Source organism: Roseateles sp. GW821-FHT09G09 (genome assembly GCF_059415965.1).
This window is the reverse complement of the sequence record NZ_JBWKOG010000007.1, coordinates 155,227-172,496: the sequence shown is the minus strand read 5'-3', so window position 1 is coordinate 172,496 and position 17,270 is coordinate 155,227. Positions and strand designations below refer to the sequence as shown.

Here is a 17,270-nt window from a genome sequence, read left to right as displayed (position 1 = left end):
TGCTCAGGCCTTGACGCCGAGGCGGGCCATCAGATCGTACAGAGTCGGCCGGCTGACCCCCAGCAGGTCGGCGGCCTTGGCGATGTTGCCGTCGGTGCGCGACAGCGCGGCCACGACGGCCTGGCGCTCGGCGCGCTCGCGCACCGTGCGCAGGTCGAGGTCGGCGGCGTCCACCGGCGTGTCGCCGCCGGCCGGCACCGGCAGGTTGAGGTCGTCGGCCGTGATGCGGTCGCCGTCGGCCATGATCGATGCGCGCTTCATGACGTTCTGCAGTTCGCGCACGTTGCCGGGCCAGCGATGGGCCTCGACGGCGCGGATCGCGTCGTCGGCCAGGCGCAGGATCGGGCGGCGCTGCTCCGACGAGAAACGACGCAGGAACGCGTGGCTCAGCAGCACCGCGTCGCCGGCACGGTCGCGCAACGGCGGGATGTCGACCACGATCTCCGCCAGGCGATAGAAAAGGTCTTCGCGGAACAGGTTCTGCGCGATCTTCGCCTTCAGGTCCTGGTGCGTCGCGCCGACGATGCGCACGTCGACCGGGATCTCCTGGCGACCGCCCAGACGTTCGATGCTGCGTTCCTGCAGGAAGCGCAGCAGCTTGGCCTGCAGCGGCATCGGCAGGTCGCCGATCTCGTCCAGCATCAAGGTGCCGCCATGCGCGGTCTCGATCTTGCCGACCGTCGTCTTGGTCGCGCCGGTGAAGGCGCCACGCTCATAGCCGAACAGCTCGCTCTCGAGCAGCGCCTCGGGGATCGCCGCGCAGTTGATCGCGACGAAGCGGCCCTTGCGCTTGGACGCGTCATGCAGCGACTGCGCCAGCACTTCCTTGCCGGTGCCGCTTTCGCCAAGCAGCAGCACGGTGGCGTCGCTGCCGGAGACGCGCTCGACGGTGCGGCAGATGCGCTGCATCTGCGCGTCGCGCGTGATCAGCTTGCCGGTGGGCTCGCCGTCCTGCTGGGTGAGCAGGCGCTGGTTCTCCTGCTGCAGCTCGTGCAGGCGCATCGCGCGCTCGACGGTCAGCACCAGCACGTCCGGATCGACCGGCTTGGCCAGGAAGTCGTAGGCGCCCATGCGGATCGCGCGCAGCGCGTTGCCCTGGTCGTTCTGTCCCGTCAGCACGATGACCTTGGTGCCGGGCTCGAGCTCGATCAGCTTCTCGAGCAGCCTGAAGCCTTCCGACGTCGAGTCCTGATCGGGCGGCAGCCCGAGGTCCATCGTGACGACCGGCGGCTTGTGCCGGCGGAACTGCAGCACGGCGCTGGCGACGTCGTCGGCGGTGACGGACTCGAAGCGGTCCATGGACCACTTGAGCTGCTTCTGCAGCGCGAGGTCGTCCTCGACGATCAGCAATGAGGGAGGCTGAGCACTCATGGGAGCTCCCCCCGCTGCGCGGGACCCTCCGGGAGGGTGGGCGTGCCGCCTTCGGGCGGCCGTGCGTCGGCACTCATCGCGCCTCCACCAGGCCGGCGTCGCTGCCCGACTGGGCAAAGAACAATGGCAGCAGGATGGTGACCTTGGTGCCTCTTCCAGGCGCGCTTTCCACGTTGATCTTTCCTCCGAGTTCCTGCAGGTACTGGTAGCTCTCGTAGGCGCCGATGCCCATGCCCGCCGCCTTCGTCGTCTGGAACGGCTTGAACAGCCGTTGATCGATGAACTCCTGCGACATGCCGCAGCCAGTATCTTCCACTTCCACCTGCGCATGGCTGCCCACGCGCTGCAATCGCAACGTCACGCGGCCGTCGATCGGCGTCGCGTCCAGCGCGTTCTGCACCACGTGGCCGAGCACGCGCTCGATGCGCTCCTCATGACCGCGCGCGCTGACCTCGTCGCGCAGTTCCAGCTCCAGCGCGCGGCCCTTGCTCACGGCCGCCGCGGCGAGCCGCCGCGCGATCGCCGTCAGCGCGACGCCGCCGGCGCTGCCGTGGTGCGGCTTGTCGCCCTCGCGCAATTGCAGCATCAGCTGGCGCATCTTCTCCAGCGAGTTGTCCACCGTGTCCAGCATGTCCTGCTGGAACTCGGGGTTGTCCCGCAGGCGCCTGGCGTTCTTCATCATCAGCGACAGCTGCGTGACGATGTTCTTGAGGTCGTGCACGACGAAGGCCGACATGCGGTTGAAGGCCTCGAACTTGCGCGCCTCCAGCAGCGCCTCCGCGGCCTGCATCTGCGCGAGGTAGCTGGCCGCCTGCTGGGCCGCGGTGCGCAGCAGGTCGCGCACTTCCCAGTTCAGCTCCAGCCGCGTGCGCGGCTGGCCCAGGATCACCCAGCCCGTCAGCGTGCCGGCGTTGAGCAGCGGGATCAGCAGCCAATGGCGCGCATCGCCGGCGATCGCCTCGGGCAGCGGCGCATGCTCATAGGCCGCCGGATCGCGGCGCCATTCGTCGAGGTCGACGATCCACGCGCGTTCCTGCAGCAGGCGCAGCAAGGGCTCGTCGGCGGTCAGCGGCTGGCGGTCGTCATTGAGGTTCCAGCGCGCGGCCTGCTGGTACTCCGCGCCGGCGACGGTCGTCGGGGCGCGGCGCAGCCAGAGCGCGCCCGCGGGGCTCTCCACCAGATGCGCCAGTCCGCGGATCACCGATTCGCCCAGCTCCGTCGGCGACGCGCTGGCCGACAGCATCGCGGTGAAGCGCAGCCATTCCTGCCGGTAGTCGTAGCGGTAGCTGAAGAAATGCTTGCTGATGTAGACGCGCAGCTTCGCGCGCAGCGAGCCCGACAGCCCCATCGTCAAGAGCGCCAGCACGCCCACCGCGAGCAGCACCTGCTGCAGCGCGCGGCCCCATTCGCCGCCGGTGTAGCGCACGTAGTAGCCGATGCCGGACACGCCGAGCAGATACACGCCGACGATCAGCAGCGTCGCGGAGTGGAAGGCCGCGGTGCGCGAGACATGGAGCTTGTCCAGCCACTTCTTGTGCCGGCGGCTGGCCAGCCACAGCAGCGGCACGGCCAGGGTGTGCACGGCGGCGCGCACGCTCAGGGCGTCGCCGTCGAACTGCGCGAACAGCGAGGCCTGCGAGAACACGAACACGTCGAATGCGAAGACCGCGCCCAGGCCGAGGCTGACCGGCTTGGCGTTCCAGCGCGCGTCGCTGTCGATGTTGCGCAGCATCTGCTCGATCAGCACCAGCCCGAAGACGCCCAGGCCCAGCCAGGCCATCGTCATCGGACGCTGCATCGCGGCCAGCGGCGCGTCGCCCCAGTAGCGCCACAACGGCAACGCGATCGCGGCGGCCACGCCGGCCCACGCCAGCCACTGCAGCGGGCGCGCGACGCCGGCGCTGCGCGCACGGCCGTCGTCGTCGCGCGATTCGATCAGCGCCAGGATGAAGGAGAACCAGGCGCCGTAGCGCAGCGCGTCGCAGATGGGGAGCAGTACCAACGTGGGCCACTGGTGGCCGGCCAGCCAGCCCTGCTCCGACGCGGCGTCAAGGCCGGCCCAGAGGGCCGTGAGCAGCAGCGCCGCCTGCAGTCGCAGCGCCCGGCGCCGGTGCTGGCCGAACTGCGGCAGCACCACGACCGCCAGGGCCAGATGCGCGAATACCGCGACGATCCCCGACGCGGCGCCGAGGCTCAGGGTGTTGGCCCACATGGATCAAGGTCCCGGCGCGTGCGCCGCGATCAGGCACGGGCGCAGGAACGCGACGCCCGGAGCGGGACGCTCCGCCGTCGCGCTCAGCGCGCCCCCCGGCCCGTCAGGACCACCGCCACCGTCTCGAGCATGATCAACAGGTCGAGGAACAGCGTGTGGTTCTTGACGTAGTACAGGTCGTACTGGAGCTTCTCCAGCGAATCTTCGATCGTCGATCCGTATTCGTAGCGGACCTGCGCCCAGCCGGTCACGCCTGGCTTCACGCTGTGGCGCACCGCGTAATACGGGATCTGCGCGACCAGTTCGTCGACGAAGAACGGACGCTCGGGACGCGGGCCGACCATGCTCATCTCGCCGCGCAGCACGTTGATGAGCTGCGGCAGCTCGTCGATGCGGACCTTGCGGATGAAGTTGCCGACGCGCGTCACGCGGGCGTCGTTCTTGGTCGCCCACTGGGGACGGCCGTCCTTCTCGGCGTCGTTGCGCATGCTGCGGAACTTGATCACCTTGAAGGTCGCGCCGTTCAGGCCGACGCGTTCCTGCGTGTAGAAGATCCCGCCGGGCGACTCCAGCTTGATGAGCAGCGCGGTGACGGCCATGATCGGCGCGGTCGCGACCAGTAGCACCAGCGAGGACAGCAGGTCGAAGGCGCGCTTGACGGCGCTGCGCAGCACGCCCTGGTTGAAGCCGTCGCCGAAGATCAGCCAGCCGGCGTGGACGTGGCTGATCTTGATCTGCGCCAGCGTCTTCTCGAAGTAGGTGGCCAGGTCCACGACGCGGATGCCGTAGAGCTTGCAGTCCAGCAGCTGGCGCAGCGGCATGCTGCCGCCGCGGCGCTCGGACAAGGCGACGACGATCTCGTCCACGCCCAGGCGCATCGCGGCATCGGTGAGGCTTTCGGCGGCCAGCAGTTCGTGCGCGGGCACCTGCGGGTCGACCTCGTTCGGGCCGGGCAGGAAACCGACGATCTGCGCGTGCGGATCGGCGGCGCGCAGGCTCTCGCTGACGGCCAGCGCGGCGTGGCCGCTGCCGAAGATCAGGATCTTGGTCCGGCCGGCGCCCTGGGCGCCCGAGTGCGCGGCGTACACGCGGTGCACCATGACCAGCGCGACGGCCAGCATGGCGGTCGTGGTCAGCAGGTCGCGGTGGGAGACGGTGGCGGGGATCAGGCTGAAGAGGCCGTAGGCCAGCGGCAGGCCAATCAGCAGCGCGAAGAGCGCGCGGGCGCAGGACTGCGTCAGCGAGCGCTTGTGGGATTGGGAGTAGAGGCCGGACGCGGAGTTGATGACGAACATGCCGCCGGCGAGGGAGAGGCCGTAGGACGCGGCGAAGCTCACCATGTGCTCGTTGCTGCCCTGGCTCAACGCGACCGCGAACACCGCCGCCACGATCAGGCCCAGGTCGAACAGCACCTGAACCAGGGTACGACGATGAAGGTAATGGTTGAAAATTCGAATCATGCCCGTCCCCAAAGCTGGTCACGGCATCCTCTTGGGATGCTGTCGCCGACCCGGGTGAACCTCTCAGGACTGCTCTTCGCGAACACCGCTTCCGCCCGAGGAAGCCCCATTCGCTGCGGGGGGCATCATGCCTCCCACCCCCAGGCTTGAAAGCCCCCTGTTTGCAGGGGCGTCCGCCTTGCAATCCCGCTCGGTTGAACCCGTCTCGCCGACCGCCGCTGGATCCCCGAATCGACCCGGCGGCACGTTGACGGGGGCCATTGTCTGTAGGCCCAGTTAGGTGCAAACCCCCTGACTGAATGCTTTGAGGGGCTCTCGTGCGGGAATGCACGTGAGTGAGGGGGGCACCCCTCGATCAGGGGACAGGCCGGTGTCGTCCCGACGTCGTCCTGTCAGAGAGGACGCGTGAAGGGCGGACGACCGTGCGACGGACGAAAAAAAACGCCCACCGGAGTGGGCGTTCTGTGGTCCGCGTGACCTTGGCGACTTCCGGAACCCTTCCGGGGAAAGGTCCGTCGGGTCGGTGGATCAGCGCACGACGGCGAGCTGCTCGCGGTTGCCGCCCTTGTAGGTGTACAGGGTCAGCGCGCCGTTCTTGATGTCGCCCTTGGCGTCGAACGCGATCGTGCCGGTCACGCCCTTGTAGTCGGCCGTCTTGGCCAGCACCGGCAGGTAGACCTTCGGATCGGCGGACTTGGCCTTGACCATGGCGTCGACCATCACGTTGACCGCGTCATAGACGTACGGGGCGTAGATCTGGACCTCGACCTTGTACTTGTCCTTGAACTTGGCCTTGAAGGCGTCCAGCGACTTCTTCGACTCGCCTTCCACGCCGCCCGCTTCCGCGCAGACGACCTGGCTGTCGGCGAGGGTGCCGGCGGACAGCTTGGGCAGTTCGGCCGTGCAGATGCCGTCGCCGCCCATGAACTTGGCTTCGATGCCGAGTTGCTTCATCTGGCGCAGCATCGGGCCGGCGACGGCGTCCATGCCGCCGAAGAAGACGACGTCGGGCTTCTTGCCCTTCAAGGAGGTCAGGATGGCGGTGAAGTCCGTGGCCTTGTCGTTGGTGAATTCACGACCCACGACCTTGCCGCCCGCGGCCTTGACGCCCTTCTCGAACTCGTCGGCGACGCCCTGGCCATAGGCGGTGCGGTCGTCGATCACGGCGATGGACTTGCCCTTCAGCGAGGTCACCGCGTACTTGCCCAGCGTGCCGCCCAGGTGCACGTCGTCAGCCACGACGCGGAACGCCGTCTTGTAGCCGTTGCGGGTGTACTTGGGGTTGGTCGCCGACGGCGAGATCTGCGGGATGCCGGCGTCGCTGTAGATCTTGGACGCGGGGATGGTCGTGCCCGAGTTCAGGTGGCCGATCACGCCGTTGACCTTGGAGTCGACCAGCTTCTGGGCGGCCGCGGTGCCCTGCTTCGGATCGCCGGCGTCGTCTTCGGCCAGCAGTTCGAACTTGACCTTCTTGCCGCCGATCGTCACGCCCTTGGCGTTCAGCTCGTCGATGGCCATCTTGGCGCCCAGTTCATTGTCCTTGCCCAGGTGCGCGATGGCGCCGCTGGTGGGACCCACGTGGCCGATCTTGACCACCGCATCCTGCGCCAGGGCGGCGCCGCTTGCGGCAATGGCGATTGCGCCCACGATCACATTCAGCTTGGATTGCATCTAGGAACCTCCGACTCGGGATATGTGGAATGACGTTGAGTTCTCAACGCGAGCGACCATACCCCGAAAGACGGAAGCGTTTCCATAGTGAAAATGCTGTGAACGCGGTCACGGCACAAGCGTTGTCGCGCCCCTGTCACCGGGGCAAACCCGGATGGTTTTCGCAGGAGTGCGACAGCGTGCACACAGGCCGCACGCGGAGTGCGGATTTCCGCCCACCCGATCGATCAGGAGAGGGATTCATGCCCTGCCCATGGGCCTTGCGGCACCACGACGGCGCGGACCGGCACCCTGTTGGCGCGGCCTTCGTCCAACGACGCAATGACAGGAATCGGTCGGCTCAGGTCGACATCACGTGGTGATTCAGCGTCAGGCCGAGCGCCTTGTACGCCTTGAATCGTCCGCGTCCCGCGGCGACCTGCTCGGCGTCGGTGGAGACCAGCTCCAGCACGCGCTCGAAACGCTCGAGGCCGGGCGGCACGCCGGGCTCGAAATTGAGCAAGACCTGGCACCCGGCCAGCGCGTCCAGCTGGTCCGACAGCAGGATCGGCGTGCGTTCCCGCAATGGCGCCGGCGAATCGGCACGCAGCAGCAGGTGGGGGAGGAACTCGCCGGGCTCGAAGGTCCAGAGCGTCTGGTCCAGCCGCTCCAGCAGCCGCATCGGCCCCCAGACCCCGACAGTCAGCCCGGCCGCCTGCGTCTTGCGCAGCAGGCGGCAGGCGTAGACCTGACGGTCGGGCACGCCGGTATAGAAGTTGACTTCCGTCACCGGACCCGCCCTTCCGACTTCAGCTTCAGAGTCCCGGGAACGCCGATGGCGTTCAGCGGACCTGCGACAGCACGAAGTGCGTCAGCAGGCCGACCGGACGGCCGGTCGCGCCCTTGGCGCCGCCGCCCTTCCAGGCGGTACCGGCGATGTCCAGGTGGCCCCAGCGGTACTTGGAGGCGAAGCGCTGCAGGAACTTCGCGGCGGTGATGGAACCGCCCTCGCGGCCGGCGACGTTGGCGACGTCGGCGAAGTTGGTCTTCAGGCCGTCGGCGTAGTCGTCGTCCAGCGGCAGGCGCCAGCACGGGTCCAGCGCCGTCTCGCCGGCGGCGCTCAGCGCGGCGGCCAGTTCGTCGTCGCTGGCATACATGCCGGAGCGCACGCCGCCCAGCGCGATCACGCAGGCGCCGGTCAGCGTCGCGACGTCGACGACGGCCGCGGGCTTGAAGCGCTCGGCGTAGGTCAGCGCGTCGCACAGGATCAGGCGGCCTTCGGCGTCGGTGTTCAGGATCTCGATGGTCTGGCCCGACATCGAGGTCACCACGTCGCCCGGCTTGACCGCGCGGCCGCTGGGCATGTTCTCGCAGGCGGCGATCAGCACGACCAGGTTGATCTTCGGCTTGAGCTCGACCACGGCGCGCAGCGCACCCAGCACCGAGGCGGCGCCGCCCATGTCGAACTTCATCTCGTCCATGCCGGCGCCCGGCTTCAGCGAGATGCCGCCCGAGTCGAAGGTGATGCCCTTGCCGACCAGCACGAGGGGCGCCTGCGTCTTGGCGGCGCCTTCGTACTTGGCGACGATGAAGCGCGGCGGCACGTCGGAGCCCTTGGCCACCGACAGGAAGGAGCCCATGCCCAGCTTCTCGATGCCCTTCTGGTCCAGGACCTCGACCTTGATGCCGTGGCTCTTGGCCAGGGCCTTGGTCTGGTCGGCCAGGTAGGCCGGCGTGGCGACGTTGGGCGGCAGGTTGGCGCACTCGCGCGCGACGGCGATGCCGGCGCCGATGGCCTGGCCGCGCGCCAGGCCGGCCTTGACCGCCTTGGCGTCGTCCTTGCCGTGCAGCAGGGCGATCCTCGTCAGCTTGGACGCGGCGGGCGCGCTCGGCTTGGTCTCGCGGTAGACGTAGGTGGCGTCCTCGGCGGCGAGCACGGTCTGCTCGGCCAGCGACTCGGTCAGCTCGGCGCCGAAACCGGCGTAGGCCACCGACGCGGCGGCGGCGCCCTTGCCCTTGAGCTGGCCCAGCGCGGCGCCCAGCGCGGCGCGGGCGGCCTTCAGCGTCGTGCCGCTGCCCGCGACGACCAGTCTGGGGGCCTTCAGGCCGGCGGGACGGACCAGGGACAAGACCTGACCCGCCTTCAGCTCGAAATCGCCGAGCTTGACCGCATCCTTGACCAGGGCGGCGACGGTCTTGTCGAGCGAGGCCGGCAGGCTGTCGCCCGCGACGACCAGCACGAGGGCGTCAGCGCCGTGCGACGACAGGGCGTCGAGGGAAACGAGCTGAGAGCGGAAGTCCATAATGCCGAGAAGTAGATAAAGTGCCCGGATGTTATTCGATTCAACCGTACGCAAGGAACTGGCCCGCAGTTTCGGACTGGCCTTCGTGGTCATCCTGACCATCGTCGTGACGATGCTGCTGGTGCGCTCGCTCGGCATGGCCGCCAAGGGGACGGTGGCCCCGCAGCACGTGCTGCTGTCGCTGGGTTACCTGGCCCTCGCCCAACTGCCGGTAATGCTGAGCCTGTCGCTGTTCGTCGCCGTCGTCATGTCGCTGGGGCGCATGTACAAGGAATCGGAGATGACCATCTGGTTCGCCAGCGGCCTGGGCCTGACGCGCTTCGTGCGGCCGGTGCTGACGATGGCCTCGCCGGTGCTGGTCGTCGTGGCGGTGCTGATGACCATCGTCTGGCCCTGGAGCAACGACAACAGCGCCCAGCTGCGCGAGCAGTTCGAGCAGCGCAGCGACCTCTCCCGCGTCGCGCCGGGCCAGTTCCAGACCTCCAACGACGGCTCGCGCGTGTTCTTCATCGAGCGCGATCCCGCCGATGAATCCGCCGCGCGCAACGTCTTCATCATGAACAACACCGAGCATCTGGAGTCGGTCACGACCTCGGCGCACGGCGCGTTGCAATACAAGGACAACCAGCGCGTGCTGGTGCTGGACCACGGCCAGCGCAACGACGTCGACCGGCGCAACGGCGACAAGTCGGTGGCGCGTTTCCAGCAGTACCAGGTCGTCGTGGACGACGAGGTGATGCGCGCCGGCGGCACGCGTCCGCCCAAGGCGCGCCCGACGCTGGACCTGCTGACCGACCGCACGCCGCAGAACGACGGCGAACTGGCCTGGCGCTTCGGCATGATCCTGGGCTGCGTCAACCTGGTGCTGCTGGGCATCGGCATCTCGGCGACGAATCCGCGCCGCGCCAGCAACTGGAACCTGCTGTTCGCGCTGCTGGCGTTCATCGTCTATTTCAACCTGATCAACCTGACCCAGACCTGGGTGGTGGGCAACAAGATGAAGCTGGGCCCGGCGCTGATGGCGCTGCACGGCGGCGCCTTCCTGGTGACGCTGCTGCTGCTGCTCTGGCGCGAACAGGGCGCGCGCGTGGGTGCCCCGCGCAGCGGCGTGATCCCGGCCCCGCCGGATAATCCGGCCTATGCCGAGACGGTCTTCGCCGCGCCCCCGGCCGGCATGGTGATCGCACCGGCGTCGATGTCCTCCTCCATGCCGGGAGTGCCCACATGAGAACCGTGCGGCGGCTGCTGTACCGCGACATCCTGAGCTCCTTCACCCTGGTCATGGCCGGGTTCCTGGCGCTGTTCTTCTTCCTGGACTTCATCGACGACCTGGACCGCTTCCAGCGCCTGGGCCTGGGCATCGGGCTGGCGGTGTGGTCCAGCCTGCTGAAGCTGCCGGGCCGCTTCTACGAGCTGATGCCGATCGCGGTGCTGATCGGCACCATCTTCAGCATGGCGCGGCTGGCCCAGTCCAGCGAGTTCACCATCCTGCGCACCGGCGGCCTGGGGCCGCAGCGCGCGCTGGGCCTGCTGAGCGTGATGGCGCTGGCCTTCGCCGTGCTGGCCTTCGTCGTGGGGGATTTCGTCAACCCGTGGGCCGACCGCCAGGCGCAGCTGCTCAAGTCCAGCGCCAACGGCGGCGTCACGAACGCGCAGGGCGCGTGGCTGAAGGACCGCATCGGCGACTTCAGCTACGCGGTCCACGTCGGCCGGGCGCGCGCCAACGGGACGATGGAGGACGTGCTCGTCTTCGAATTCGACAGCAAGGGCGCGATGGCCACGCGGCTGACCGCGAAGGACGCGACCGTCGACCCGACCGGCCGCTGGCTGATGAACGACGTGCGGCTGATGCAGTGGTCGCGCACGCCGACGCCGCTGAACCGGCCCGCCCTGGCCGCGCCCGAGCATGCGGACCCGGCGGCGCCGCAGGACAAGCTGGCCGAGAACCCGGCAGTGCGCGAGATCCTGCTGCCGAAGTACGAGTGGCAGAGCCAGCTGCCGTCCGGCGTGGTGGCCGCGGCGGTGCAGCCGACCTGGAACATGTCCACGCTGGAGCTCTACCGCTACACGCGCCACCTGTCCTCGCAGGAGCAGTCGTCGGCGCAGCCGGAGATCCAGTTCTGGCGCAAGGCCTTCTATCCGTTCGCCTGCATGGTGATGGTGGCGCTGGCGCTGCCGTTCGCCTACCTGCACTTCCGCTCGGGCGGCATCAGCGTGAAGGTCTTCGGCGGCATCATGCTGGGCATCAGCTTCGTGGTGCTGAACGCGATCACCGGCCACCTCGGCCTGCTGCGCGACTGGACGCCGTGGCTCGTGGCCTCGGCGCCCAGCCTGCTGTACCTGGGCATCTCGATGGGCGCGTTCTACTGGCTGGTGCGGTATCGATGAGCGGCGGGAACGCCGCCTGCCCGACCGTCCACCGGTCCGGATCACCGAGGTTCCACCTGAGGGAGGACTGCTGATGGACGGTCTGCTGCTCTTCGCCCACGGGGCCCGCGATCCGGCCTGGGCCGGTCCGTTCCAGGCCATCGCCGCGGAACTCCAGACGCAGCGCCCGGACCTGCCGATCGCGCTCGCCTACCTGGAACTGATGGCGCCCGACCTGGCCACCGCGGCGGGCGCGCTGGTCGCCGTCGGCTGCACACGCATCCAGATCGTGCCGATGTTCCTCGGCGCCAGCGGCCATGTGCGCCGCGACGTGCCGCCGCTGGTGGAGTCGCTGCGCGCCGCGCATCCGCGCGTGCTGTTCGTGCTTCATGACGCCATCGGCCAGCAGCCGTCGGTGATCCGCGCGATGGCGGGCGCGACGCTGGACCTGATCTCGTCCGTGACCCTGCCCGCCGACCCGCTCGACCCCGCCACGCCGACCGTGCTTCCCGCGTCCTGAATTCGCCGATGACCGTGCGACAGCCCTGCGATGAACCCGCGATGAATCCGTCATGAACCTGCACCAGTTCCGCTTCGTCCAAGAGGCCGCGCGCCGCAACCTCAACCTGACCGAGACGGCCAAGGCGCTGTACACCTCGCAGCCGGGCGTCTCCAAGGCGATCCTGGAGCTGGAGGAAGAACTCGGCGTCGACATCTTCTCCCGTCACGGCAAGCGGCTGCGCAGCATCACCGAGCCCGGCCGCCAGGTGCTGAAGTCGATCGAGATCATCATGCGCGAGGTCGGCAACCTCAAGCGCATCGGCGAGGAGTACTCCAAGCAGGACGTCGGCACGCTGTCCATCGCCACGACGCACACGCAGGCGCGTTACGTGCTGCCGGGCCCGGTCACGCAGCTGCGCAAGCAGTTCCCGCAGGTCAACATCGGGCTGCACCAGGGCAGCCCGGACCAGGTCGCGAAGATGCTGATCGACGAGACCGCCGACGTCGGCCTGGCGACCGAGTCGCTGTCGCAGTTCGAGGAACTCGTCACCCTGCCCGCCTACGAATGGCAGCACGTGCTGGTGATGCGCGCGGAGCACCCGCTGGCGCAGCTCGAGCGCATCGACCTCGAGCACCTGGCCGCGCAGCCGCTGGTCTCGTACCACCCGAGCTTCACCGGCCGCACCCGCATCGACCGCGCCTTCGCGCAGCGTCAGCTCAAGCCCAACATCGTGCTGGAGGCGATCGACTCCGACGTCATCAAGACCTATGTCCGGCTGGGCCTGGGCGTGGGCATCGTCGCCGAGATGGCGGTGCGCGAGGATCCGCCCGGCGGCGAACTCGTCTCGCGTCCGCTCGGCCACCTGCTGGGCCAGAACGTCGCGCGCATCGCCTTCAAGCGCGGCGCCTACCTGCGCAACTATGTCTACAGCTTCGCCGAACTGCTCTCCGACCGCCTCAACCGCACGCTGCTGCAGCGCGCGATGAGCGGCGAGGCCAGCGACTACGACCTTTGATCCCCGGCAGCGTCCAGCGCCTCCCCCGCTCACGACCCGCCCCACTTCAACGATAGCGACCATGCGCGTTCACACTCCCGTTCCCGCGAGCCGCCTGCCCCAACTGGGCGTGACGGTGTTCAGCGTCATGTCGGCGCTGGCACAGCAGCACCAGGCGGTCAACCTGGGCCAGGGATTCCCGGACTTCGAAGGCGATCCGGCGCTGCTGGATGCCGTCGATGCCGCAATGCGCGCCGGCCACAACCAGTACCCGCCGATGCCCGGCGTGCCGGCGCTGCGCCAGGCGATCGCCGCGAAGATCGCGACGCTCTACGGGCACGCCTACGACCCCGACACCGAGATCACCGTCACCGCCGGCGCGACGCAGGCCATCCTCACGGCGCTGCTGGCGATCGTGCATCCCGGCGACGAGGTGGTCGTGCTGGAGCCGGCATACGACAGCTACGCGCCCAACATCGCGCTGGCCGGCGGCGTGATGGTGCCGGTGCCGCTGGATCCGTCGAGCTTCCGTCCCGACTTCGACCGCCTCCGTGCCGCGCTGACGCCGCGCACCCGCGCGATCATGATCAACAGCCCGCACAACCCCAGCGGCGCGGTGTGGAGCGCGGACGAACTGCGCCAGCTCGCCGAACTGCTGGACGGCACCGAGGTGCTGCTGATCAGCGACGAGGTCTACGAGCACATGGTCTACGACGGCCACACGCACCAGAGCGTGTCGCGGCTGCCCGAACTGGCGGCCCGCAGCTTCGTCGTGTCGAGCTTCGGCAAGACCTTCCACGTGACCGGCTGGAAGGTCGGTCACGTGACCGCGCCGGCGCCGCTGATGGCGGAGTTCCGCAAGGTCCACCAGTACAACGTGTTCACCGTGAATTCGGCGATGCAGCACGGCATCGCGGCCTACCTGCGCGATCCGGCGCCCTATCTGGGCCTGAGCGACTTCTACCAGCGCAAGCGCGACCGCTTCCGCGCGGGCCTGGCGGACTCGGCCTTCACCCTGCGCCCCTGCCCCGGCAGCTACTTCCAGTGCGTCGACTACAGCGCGCTGCCTGCGGCGCAGGCCGCGATGGGCGACATGGCGGTCTGCCAGTGGCTCACGCGCGAGATCGGCGTCGCGGCGATTCCGCTGTCGGCGTTCTACAGCGGCGGCAGCGACGCGAAGGTCATCCGCTTCTGCTTCGCGAAGAAGGACGAGACGCTGGACCTCGCGCTGGAACGCCTGAAGAAGATCTGATTCAGCGCGCCTTGGGGGCGCGCGGCGTCTCGTCGTCCTCGACGAGCGAGAGATCCAGGTCCACCGACTGCGTGAGCGGCGTCCGCGACGGCGCCGCCGTCGGCGTCTGCCAGACCATCGTGGCCATCTGATCCGTCGGCGCGGTCGCATCCAGCGGCAGCACGACGTCGATCGAGTTGCCGTCGATCTCATGCTCGGCGCGATCGCGCGCCACCGCGTACAGCAGCAGCAGGTCGCGGTAGGCCGGCAGGCCCAGGTCGCCGCTGTATTCCTGGTGATTGGACAGCAGGTCCTGCAGCAGGCTCATGCTGCCCTCGGGATCGGACCAGGCGGCCTCGAGCCGCGCCATCAGTTCCTCGTGGGTCTCCAGCGCCTCGCCCTGGTTCAGGTCGTCGCTCCAGGACGGCGCGCGGGCGTGGAACTGATCGGCGAAGCGCGCGCCGACGCGGTCGAAGGCTTCCCGGTCGCCGCGGCGCTGGTAGAGCTCCATCAGCTTCAGGAACGGCAGGCCGCCAGCCGCGTCGCGATGGTTCAGGCGCGAGGACAGCAGCTCGATCGCCGCATCGTCCTGGCCCAGCACCATGAAGAAGTCGACCTGCTGCTCGAGGTCGATGAGTTCCTCGACGGTCACGGTCACTGCGCCGCCGCCCAAGTCGGCCGACAGCGGCGCCGGCAGCGTGTCGCCGCGATCGAAGCGCAGGCTCAGCGGTTCCATCGCATCGAGCGCCGCCAGGGCGTCCAGCGCGTCGTCGGCGGCGGTCGTCGGCGCCCGGGCCGGCGGGCGCGGCGGCGCGGGCGGCGTGGACGTCATCAAGGGCGCGGGACGCGTCGGCTCCTCGTTGAGGCTCAACGGCATCGGGATCGTCGACGGCGCCATCGACGCCACCGGGCCGTCGCTCGACAGGTGCGACATCAGCGGCGCCGGCGAGCTGTGCGGATCGGTGGGCGTGAACGGCGACGGACCGGTGGCCACGGGCGGCAGCACCGTCTCGGCTTCCTGCGCGTCGTGGCGGGAATCGCCCAGCCAGTGCTGGCCGGCCTCGCGCTTCTGCACGCGGTTGCTGCGCCACAGCAGCAGGCTGCTCGCCGCCAGCGCCAGGCTGAGCAGGCTCAGGCCCAGCACCCAGACCGACGACGCGTTGCCGCCGCTCGCCGCCTGTTCGCGCGCCGCCTGGAGTTCCTGGCGCAGGGTGGCCATCGCCGCCAGCGAGCGCTTCTGCTCGGTCTGCATGTCGGCGAGCTGCTTCTGCATCGCCAGCATCTGCTGGCGCGCGTCCTCGGCAGCGCTCGCGGCACTGGCGGCGGCCTCGGCCGCCAGCAGCGCCGGCGCGGGCGACTGCAGCGCTTCCACGGGCTCCAGCGACAGGCGCGGGGTCACCGGGCGCGCGGCGCGGGCGTCGCGCGTCTGCGCCTGGCGCGTCGCGCTCTGGCGCGGCTCCCGCGACGGCGCTGAACGTGCGGAAGGGGCGGCGCCCTCGGTGCCGGGACTTGCCTCGGTCGCCCGTCGCGATGGCCGACGCGGACGCTCCACGGAGGAGGCGCCGGGCGTCGCCGCAGCAGCAATCGCCAGCTCATTGCCGGCGCGCGGCGCCGACGAACGGGCGGACGCCGAGTCGGACGATCGCGCCGGCTGGCTCTCCTGCAAGGCCTGCAGCGCGGGCGACACGGTCGCCGCGGGCGGCGGCCCGGGATCGACCATCGGCTCGCCGTTCAGGCCGGGCGGGTCGATGAAGGCGGTGTACTGGCGCGTCAGCCGCGCCGGACAGCCCACGCTGAGCTGCACCGAGACGATGGGCTCGTCGATGCGTTGCATGCTGCGCAGGCGCACACCGGTGACGCGCGAGCCGTCGCCCTCGACCTGCCAGTGCAGGCCCGAGCTGGCAAGCGGGTTCTCGCCGGCGCTGACCTCCGCGCGCACGCACTCGGGCGTCACGGTCTCGCCCGGGTTGAGCTGGACGGGGAACAACAGGTTCAGGGGCTGGCCCAATGACGATGCCGCCTGGGGGCGACCGACACCGAGACTCCAGGCCGGCGCCGACATCATGAGGATGGCAAGCACGAGAACGCTGTGCGGCGGCAGAGCGCCGCGCGGGTCGTGATGATCTCGATCCATTCCCGCTGTTGTTGCTGTTGGTGTGCGTTTCACTCTAGCACGGCACTTACAGGGACAAACCCGGAAAAGCGCCCGTCCTTCCCCCTGGATGCGCATCGCCCACGCATCATGCACGCATCGGCGCGGCGCCCGCCGGCACGGCGCGGGTCCCTCACAATAAGCCGGAATGGGCAGCAAGCAGGTCGGAAGAAGCCGCGGCCCGCGCGATCCATCCCCACATTTCAGGAGACGGCTGGCTTGTCACGCCAGCGACAAAGCATGAACAGCTCGGTTCTTACAATTTCGGAACGCAACAACATCGAGACGGGGCCGTGGTTTTCCAAGCTGTCACTGCCGCTGCGCAGCGACATTCTGGCGCGCGCCACCGTGAGACGTCTCTCCGACGGGGCGCTGATGTCGGTGCGCGGCGAACCGGCCGAGGAATGGATCGGCGTGGCCAAGGGCGCGGTGCGGGTGAGTTCGGTCTCGCTGTCGGGCAAGCAGGTCACGCTGACCTACGTCGAACCGGGCATCTGGTTCGGCGACATCGCCCTCTTCGACGGCCTGCCGCGCACGCACGACGCCAGCGCGCATGGCGAGACCACGCTGCTGGTGATCCGCAAGCCGGATTTCCGGGACCTGCTGCAGCGCCACACCGAACTCTACGAAGCGCTGCTGCGTCTGAACTGCCGGCGCCTGCGGCTGATGTTCGACCAGGTCGAGGACCTCAACACCCGGCCCCTGGCCTCGCGCCTGGCCAAGCAGATCCTGCTGCTGGCGCGCAGCTACGGCGTGTCGCAGGGCGAGGAAGTCCGCATCGGCCTGCAGCTGGCCCAGGAAGACCTGGCGCAGTTGCTGGGCGCGTCGCGGCAGCGCGTGAACCAGGAGCTCAAGGGCTTCGAGCGCGAAGGCGCGGTGCGCGTGGAGCCGACCCGGCTGGTGGTGTTGAGCAAGGAAAAGCTGTTGGCCATCGCCAACCGCTGAGCGTTCCAGGAAGGTCGACCGCCTCGCGGCGGTCGACGCCTTCTCCGGAGCGCTCGCATCAAGAATCACGACAACTCCAGGAG

At 69.1% G+C, this 17,270-nt stretch carries 13 protein-coding genes; 6 read left to right on the top strand and 7 right to left on the bottom strand.

Annotated elements, in window-relative coordinates:
- Nucleotides 1–3: 3 nt before the first annotated feature.
- The 6 genes from prsR to AC07O8_RS19610 form a co-directional block, all read right to left on the bottom strand.
- Complete coding sequence (prsR, locus tag AC07O8_RS19635) at nt 4–1,371, bottom strand: PEP-CTERM-box response regulator transcription factor (RefSeq protein WP_495049640.1); 1,368 nt, start codon at nt 1,369–1,371, stop codon at nt 4–6.
- Between the two features lie 73 nt (nt 1,372–1,444).
- A complete protein-coding gene (prsK, locus tag AC07O8_RS19630; RefSeq protein ID WP_495049639.1) occupies nt 1,445–3,583 on the bottom strand; it encodes an XrtA/PEP-CTERM system histidine kinase PrsK in 2,139 nt (712 codons plus the stop codon).
- Between the two features lie 83 nt (nt 3,584–3,666).
- Nucleotides 3,667–5,043, bottom strand: a complete 1,377-nt coding sequence (locus AC07O8_RS19625; protein WP_495049638.1) for a TIGR03013 family XrtA/PEP-CTERM system glycosyltransferase — start codon at nt 5,041–5,043, stop codon at nt 3,667–3,669.
- Between the two features lie 528 nt (nt 5,044–5,571).
- Entirely contained in the window at nt 5,572–6,714 is a 1,143-nt protein-coding gene (locus tag AC07O8_RS19620) for a branched-chain amino acid ABC transporter substrate-binding protein (RefSeq protein WP_495049637.1), read from the bottom strand.
- Between the two features lie 340 nt (nt 6,715–7,054).
- Entirely contained in the window at nt 7,055–7,483 is a 429-nt protein-coding gene (locus tag AC07O8_RS19615; RefSeq protein WP_297524149.1) for a DNA polymerase III subunit chi, read from the bottom strand.
- 52 nt (nt 7,484–7,535) lie between these two features.
- Nucleotides 7,536–8,996: a leucyl aminopeptidase gene (locus AC07O8_RS19610; RefSeq protein WP_495049636.1), complete on the bottom strand. Its 1,461-nt coding sequence runs from the start codon at nt 8,994–8,996 to the stop codon at nt 7,536–7,538.
- A gap of 28 nt (nt 8,997–9,024) precedes the next feature.
- Between AC07O8_RS19610 and lptF the strand changes: the two genes are divergently transcribed.
- The 5 genes from lptF (at nt 9,025) to AC07O8_RS19585 (ending at nt 14,111) form a co-directional block, all read left to right on the top strand.
- Entirely contained in the window at nt 9,025–10,224 is a 1,200-nt protein-coding gene (lptF, locus tag AC07O8_RS19605) for an LPS export ABC transporter permease LptF (protein WP_495049635.1), read from the top strand.
- Nucleotides 10,221–11,384 (top strand): LPS export ABC transporter permease LptG, encoded by a 1,164-nt coding sequence (gene lptG / locus AC07O8_RS19600; RefSeq protein WP_495049634.1) that lies wholly within the window; start codon nt 10,221–10,223, stop codon nt 11,382–11,384. The genes lptF and lptG overlap by 4 nt, the downstream gene beginning before the upstream one ends.
- 73 nt (nt 11,385–11,457) lie before the next feature.
- On the top strand, nt 11,458–11,883 hold the full coding sequence (locus AC07O8_RS19595; RefSeq protein ID WP_495049633.1) for a sirohydrochlorin chelatase: 426 nt from the start codon (nt 11,458–11,460) through the stop codon (nt 11,881–11,883).
- Between the two features lie 52 nt (nt 11,884–11,935).
- Nucleotides 11,936–12,880 (top strand): CysB family HTH-type transcriptional regulator, encoded by a 945-nt coding sequence (locus AC07O8_RS19590; protein WP_088408215.1) that lies wholly within the window; start codon nt 11,936–11,938, stop codon nt 12,878–12,880.
- 61 nt (nt 12,881–12,941) lie between these two features.
- Nucleotides 12,942–14,111 (top strand): pyridoxal phosphate-dependent aminotransferase, encoded by a 1,170-nt coding sequence (locus AC07O8_RS19585; protein ID WP_495049632.1) that lies wholly within the window; start codon nt 12,942–12,944, stop codon nt 14,109–14,111.
- 1 nt (nt 14,112) lies between these two features.
- Here AC07O8_RS19585 and AC07O8_RS19580 read toward each other — a convergent pair whose 3' ends face one another.
- Entirely contained in the window at nt 14,113–16,170 is a 2,058-nt protein-coding gene (locus AC07O8_RS19580; RefSeq protein WP_495049631.1) for a type IV pilus assembly protein FimV, read from the bottom strand.
- Between the two features lie 312 nt (nt 16,171–16,482).
- On the opposite strand from AC07O8_RS19580, the gene AC07O8_RS19575 reads away from it, so the two are divergent.
- A complete protein-coding gene (locus AC07O8_RS19575; protein WP_297524157.1) occupies nt 16,483–17,187 on the top strand; it encodes a Crp/Fnr family transcriptional regulator in 705 nt (234 codons plus the stop codon).
- The last annotated feature ends 83 nt before the right edge of the window (nt 17,188–17,270 follow it).

Coding starts and splice junctions, on each gene's coding strand:
- prsR (WP_495049640.1), bottom strand. CDS start 1,371: ATGAGTGCTCAGCCTCCCTCATTGCTGATCGTCGAGGACGACCTCGCG.
- prsK (WP_495049639.1), bottom strand. CDS start 3,583: ATGTGGGCCAACACCCTGAGCCTCGGCGCCGCGTCGGGGATCGTCGCG.
- AC07O8_RS19625 (WP_495049638.1), bottom strand. CDS start 5,043: ATGATTCGAATTTTCAACCATTACCTTCATCGTCGTACCCTGGTTCAG.
- AC07O8_RS19620 (WP_495049637.1), bottom strand. CDS start 6,714: ATGCAATCCAAGCTGAATGTGATCGTGGGCGCAATCGCCATTGCCGCA.
- AC07O8_RS19610 (WP_495049636.1), bottom strand. CDS start 8,996: ATGGACTTCCGCTCTCAGCTCGTTTCCCTCGACGCCCTGTCGTCGCAC.
- lptF (WP_495049635.1), top strand. CDS start 9,025: ATGTTATTCGATTCAACCGTACGCAAGGAACTGGCCCGCAGTTTCGGA.
- lptG (WP_495049634.1), top strand. CDS start 10,221: ATGAGAACCGTGCGGCGGCTGCTGTACCGCGACATCCTGAGCTCCTTC.
- AC07O8_RS19595 (WP_495049633.1), top strand. CDS start 11,458: ATGGACGGTCTGCTGCTCTTCGCCCACGGGGCCCGCGATCCGGCCTGG.
- AC07O8_RS19590 (WP_088408215.1), top strand. CDS start 11,936: ATGAACCTGCACCAGTTCCGCTTCGTCCAAGAGGCCGCGCGCCGCAAC.
- AC07O8_RS19585 (WP_495049632.1), top strand. CDS start 12,942: ATGCGCGTTCACACTCCCGTTCCCGCGAGCCGCCTGCCCCAACTGGGC.
- AC07O8_RS19575 (WP_297524157.1), top strand. CDS start 16,483: ATGAACAGCTCGGTTCTTACAATTTCGGAACGCAACAACATCGAGACG.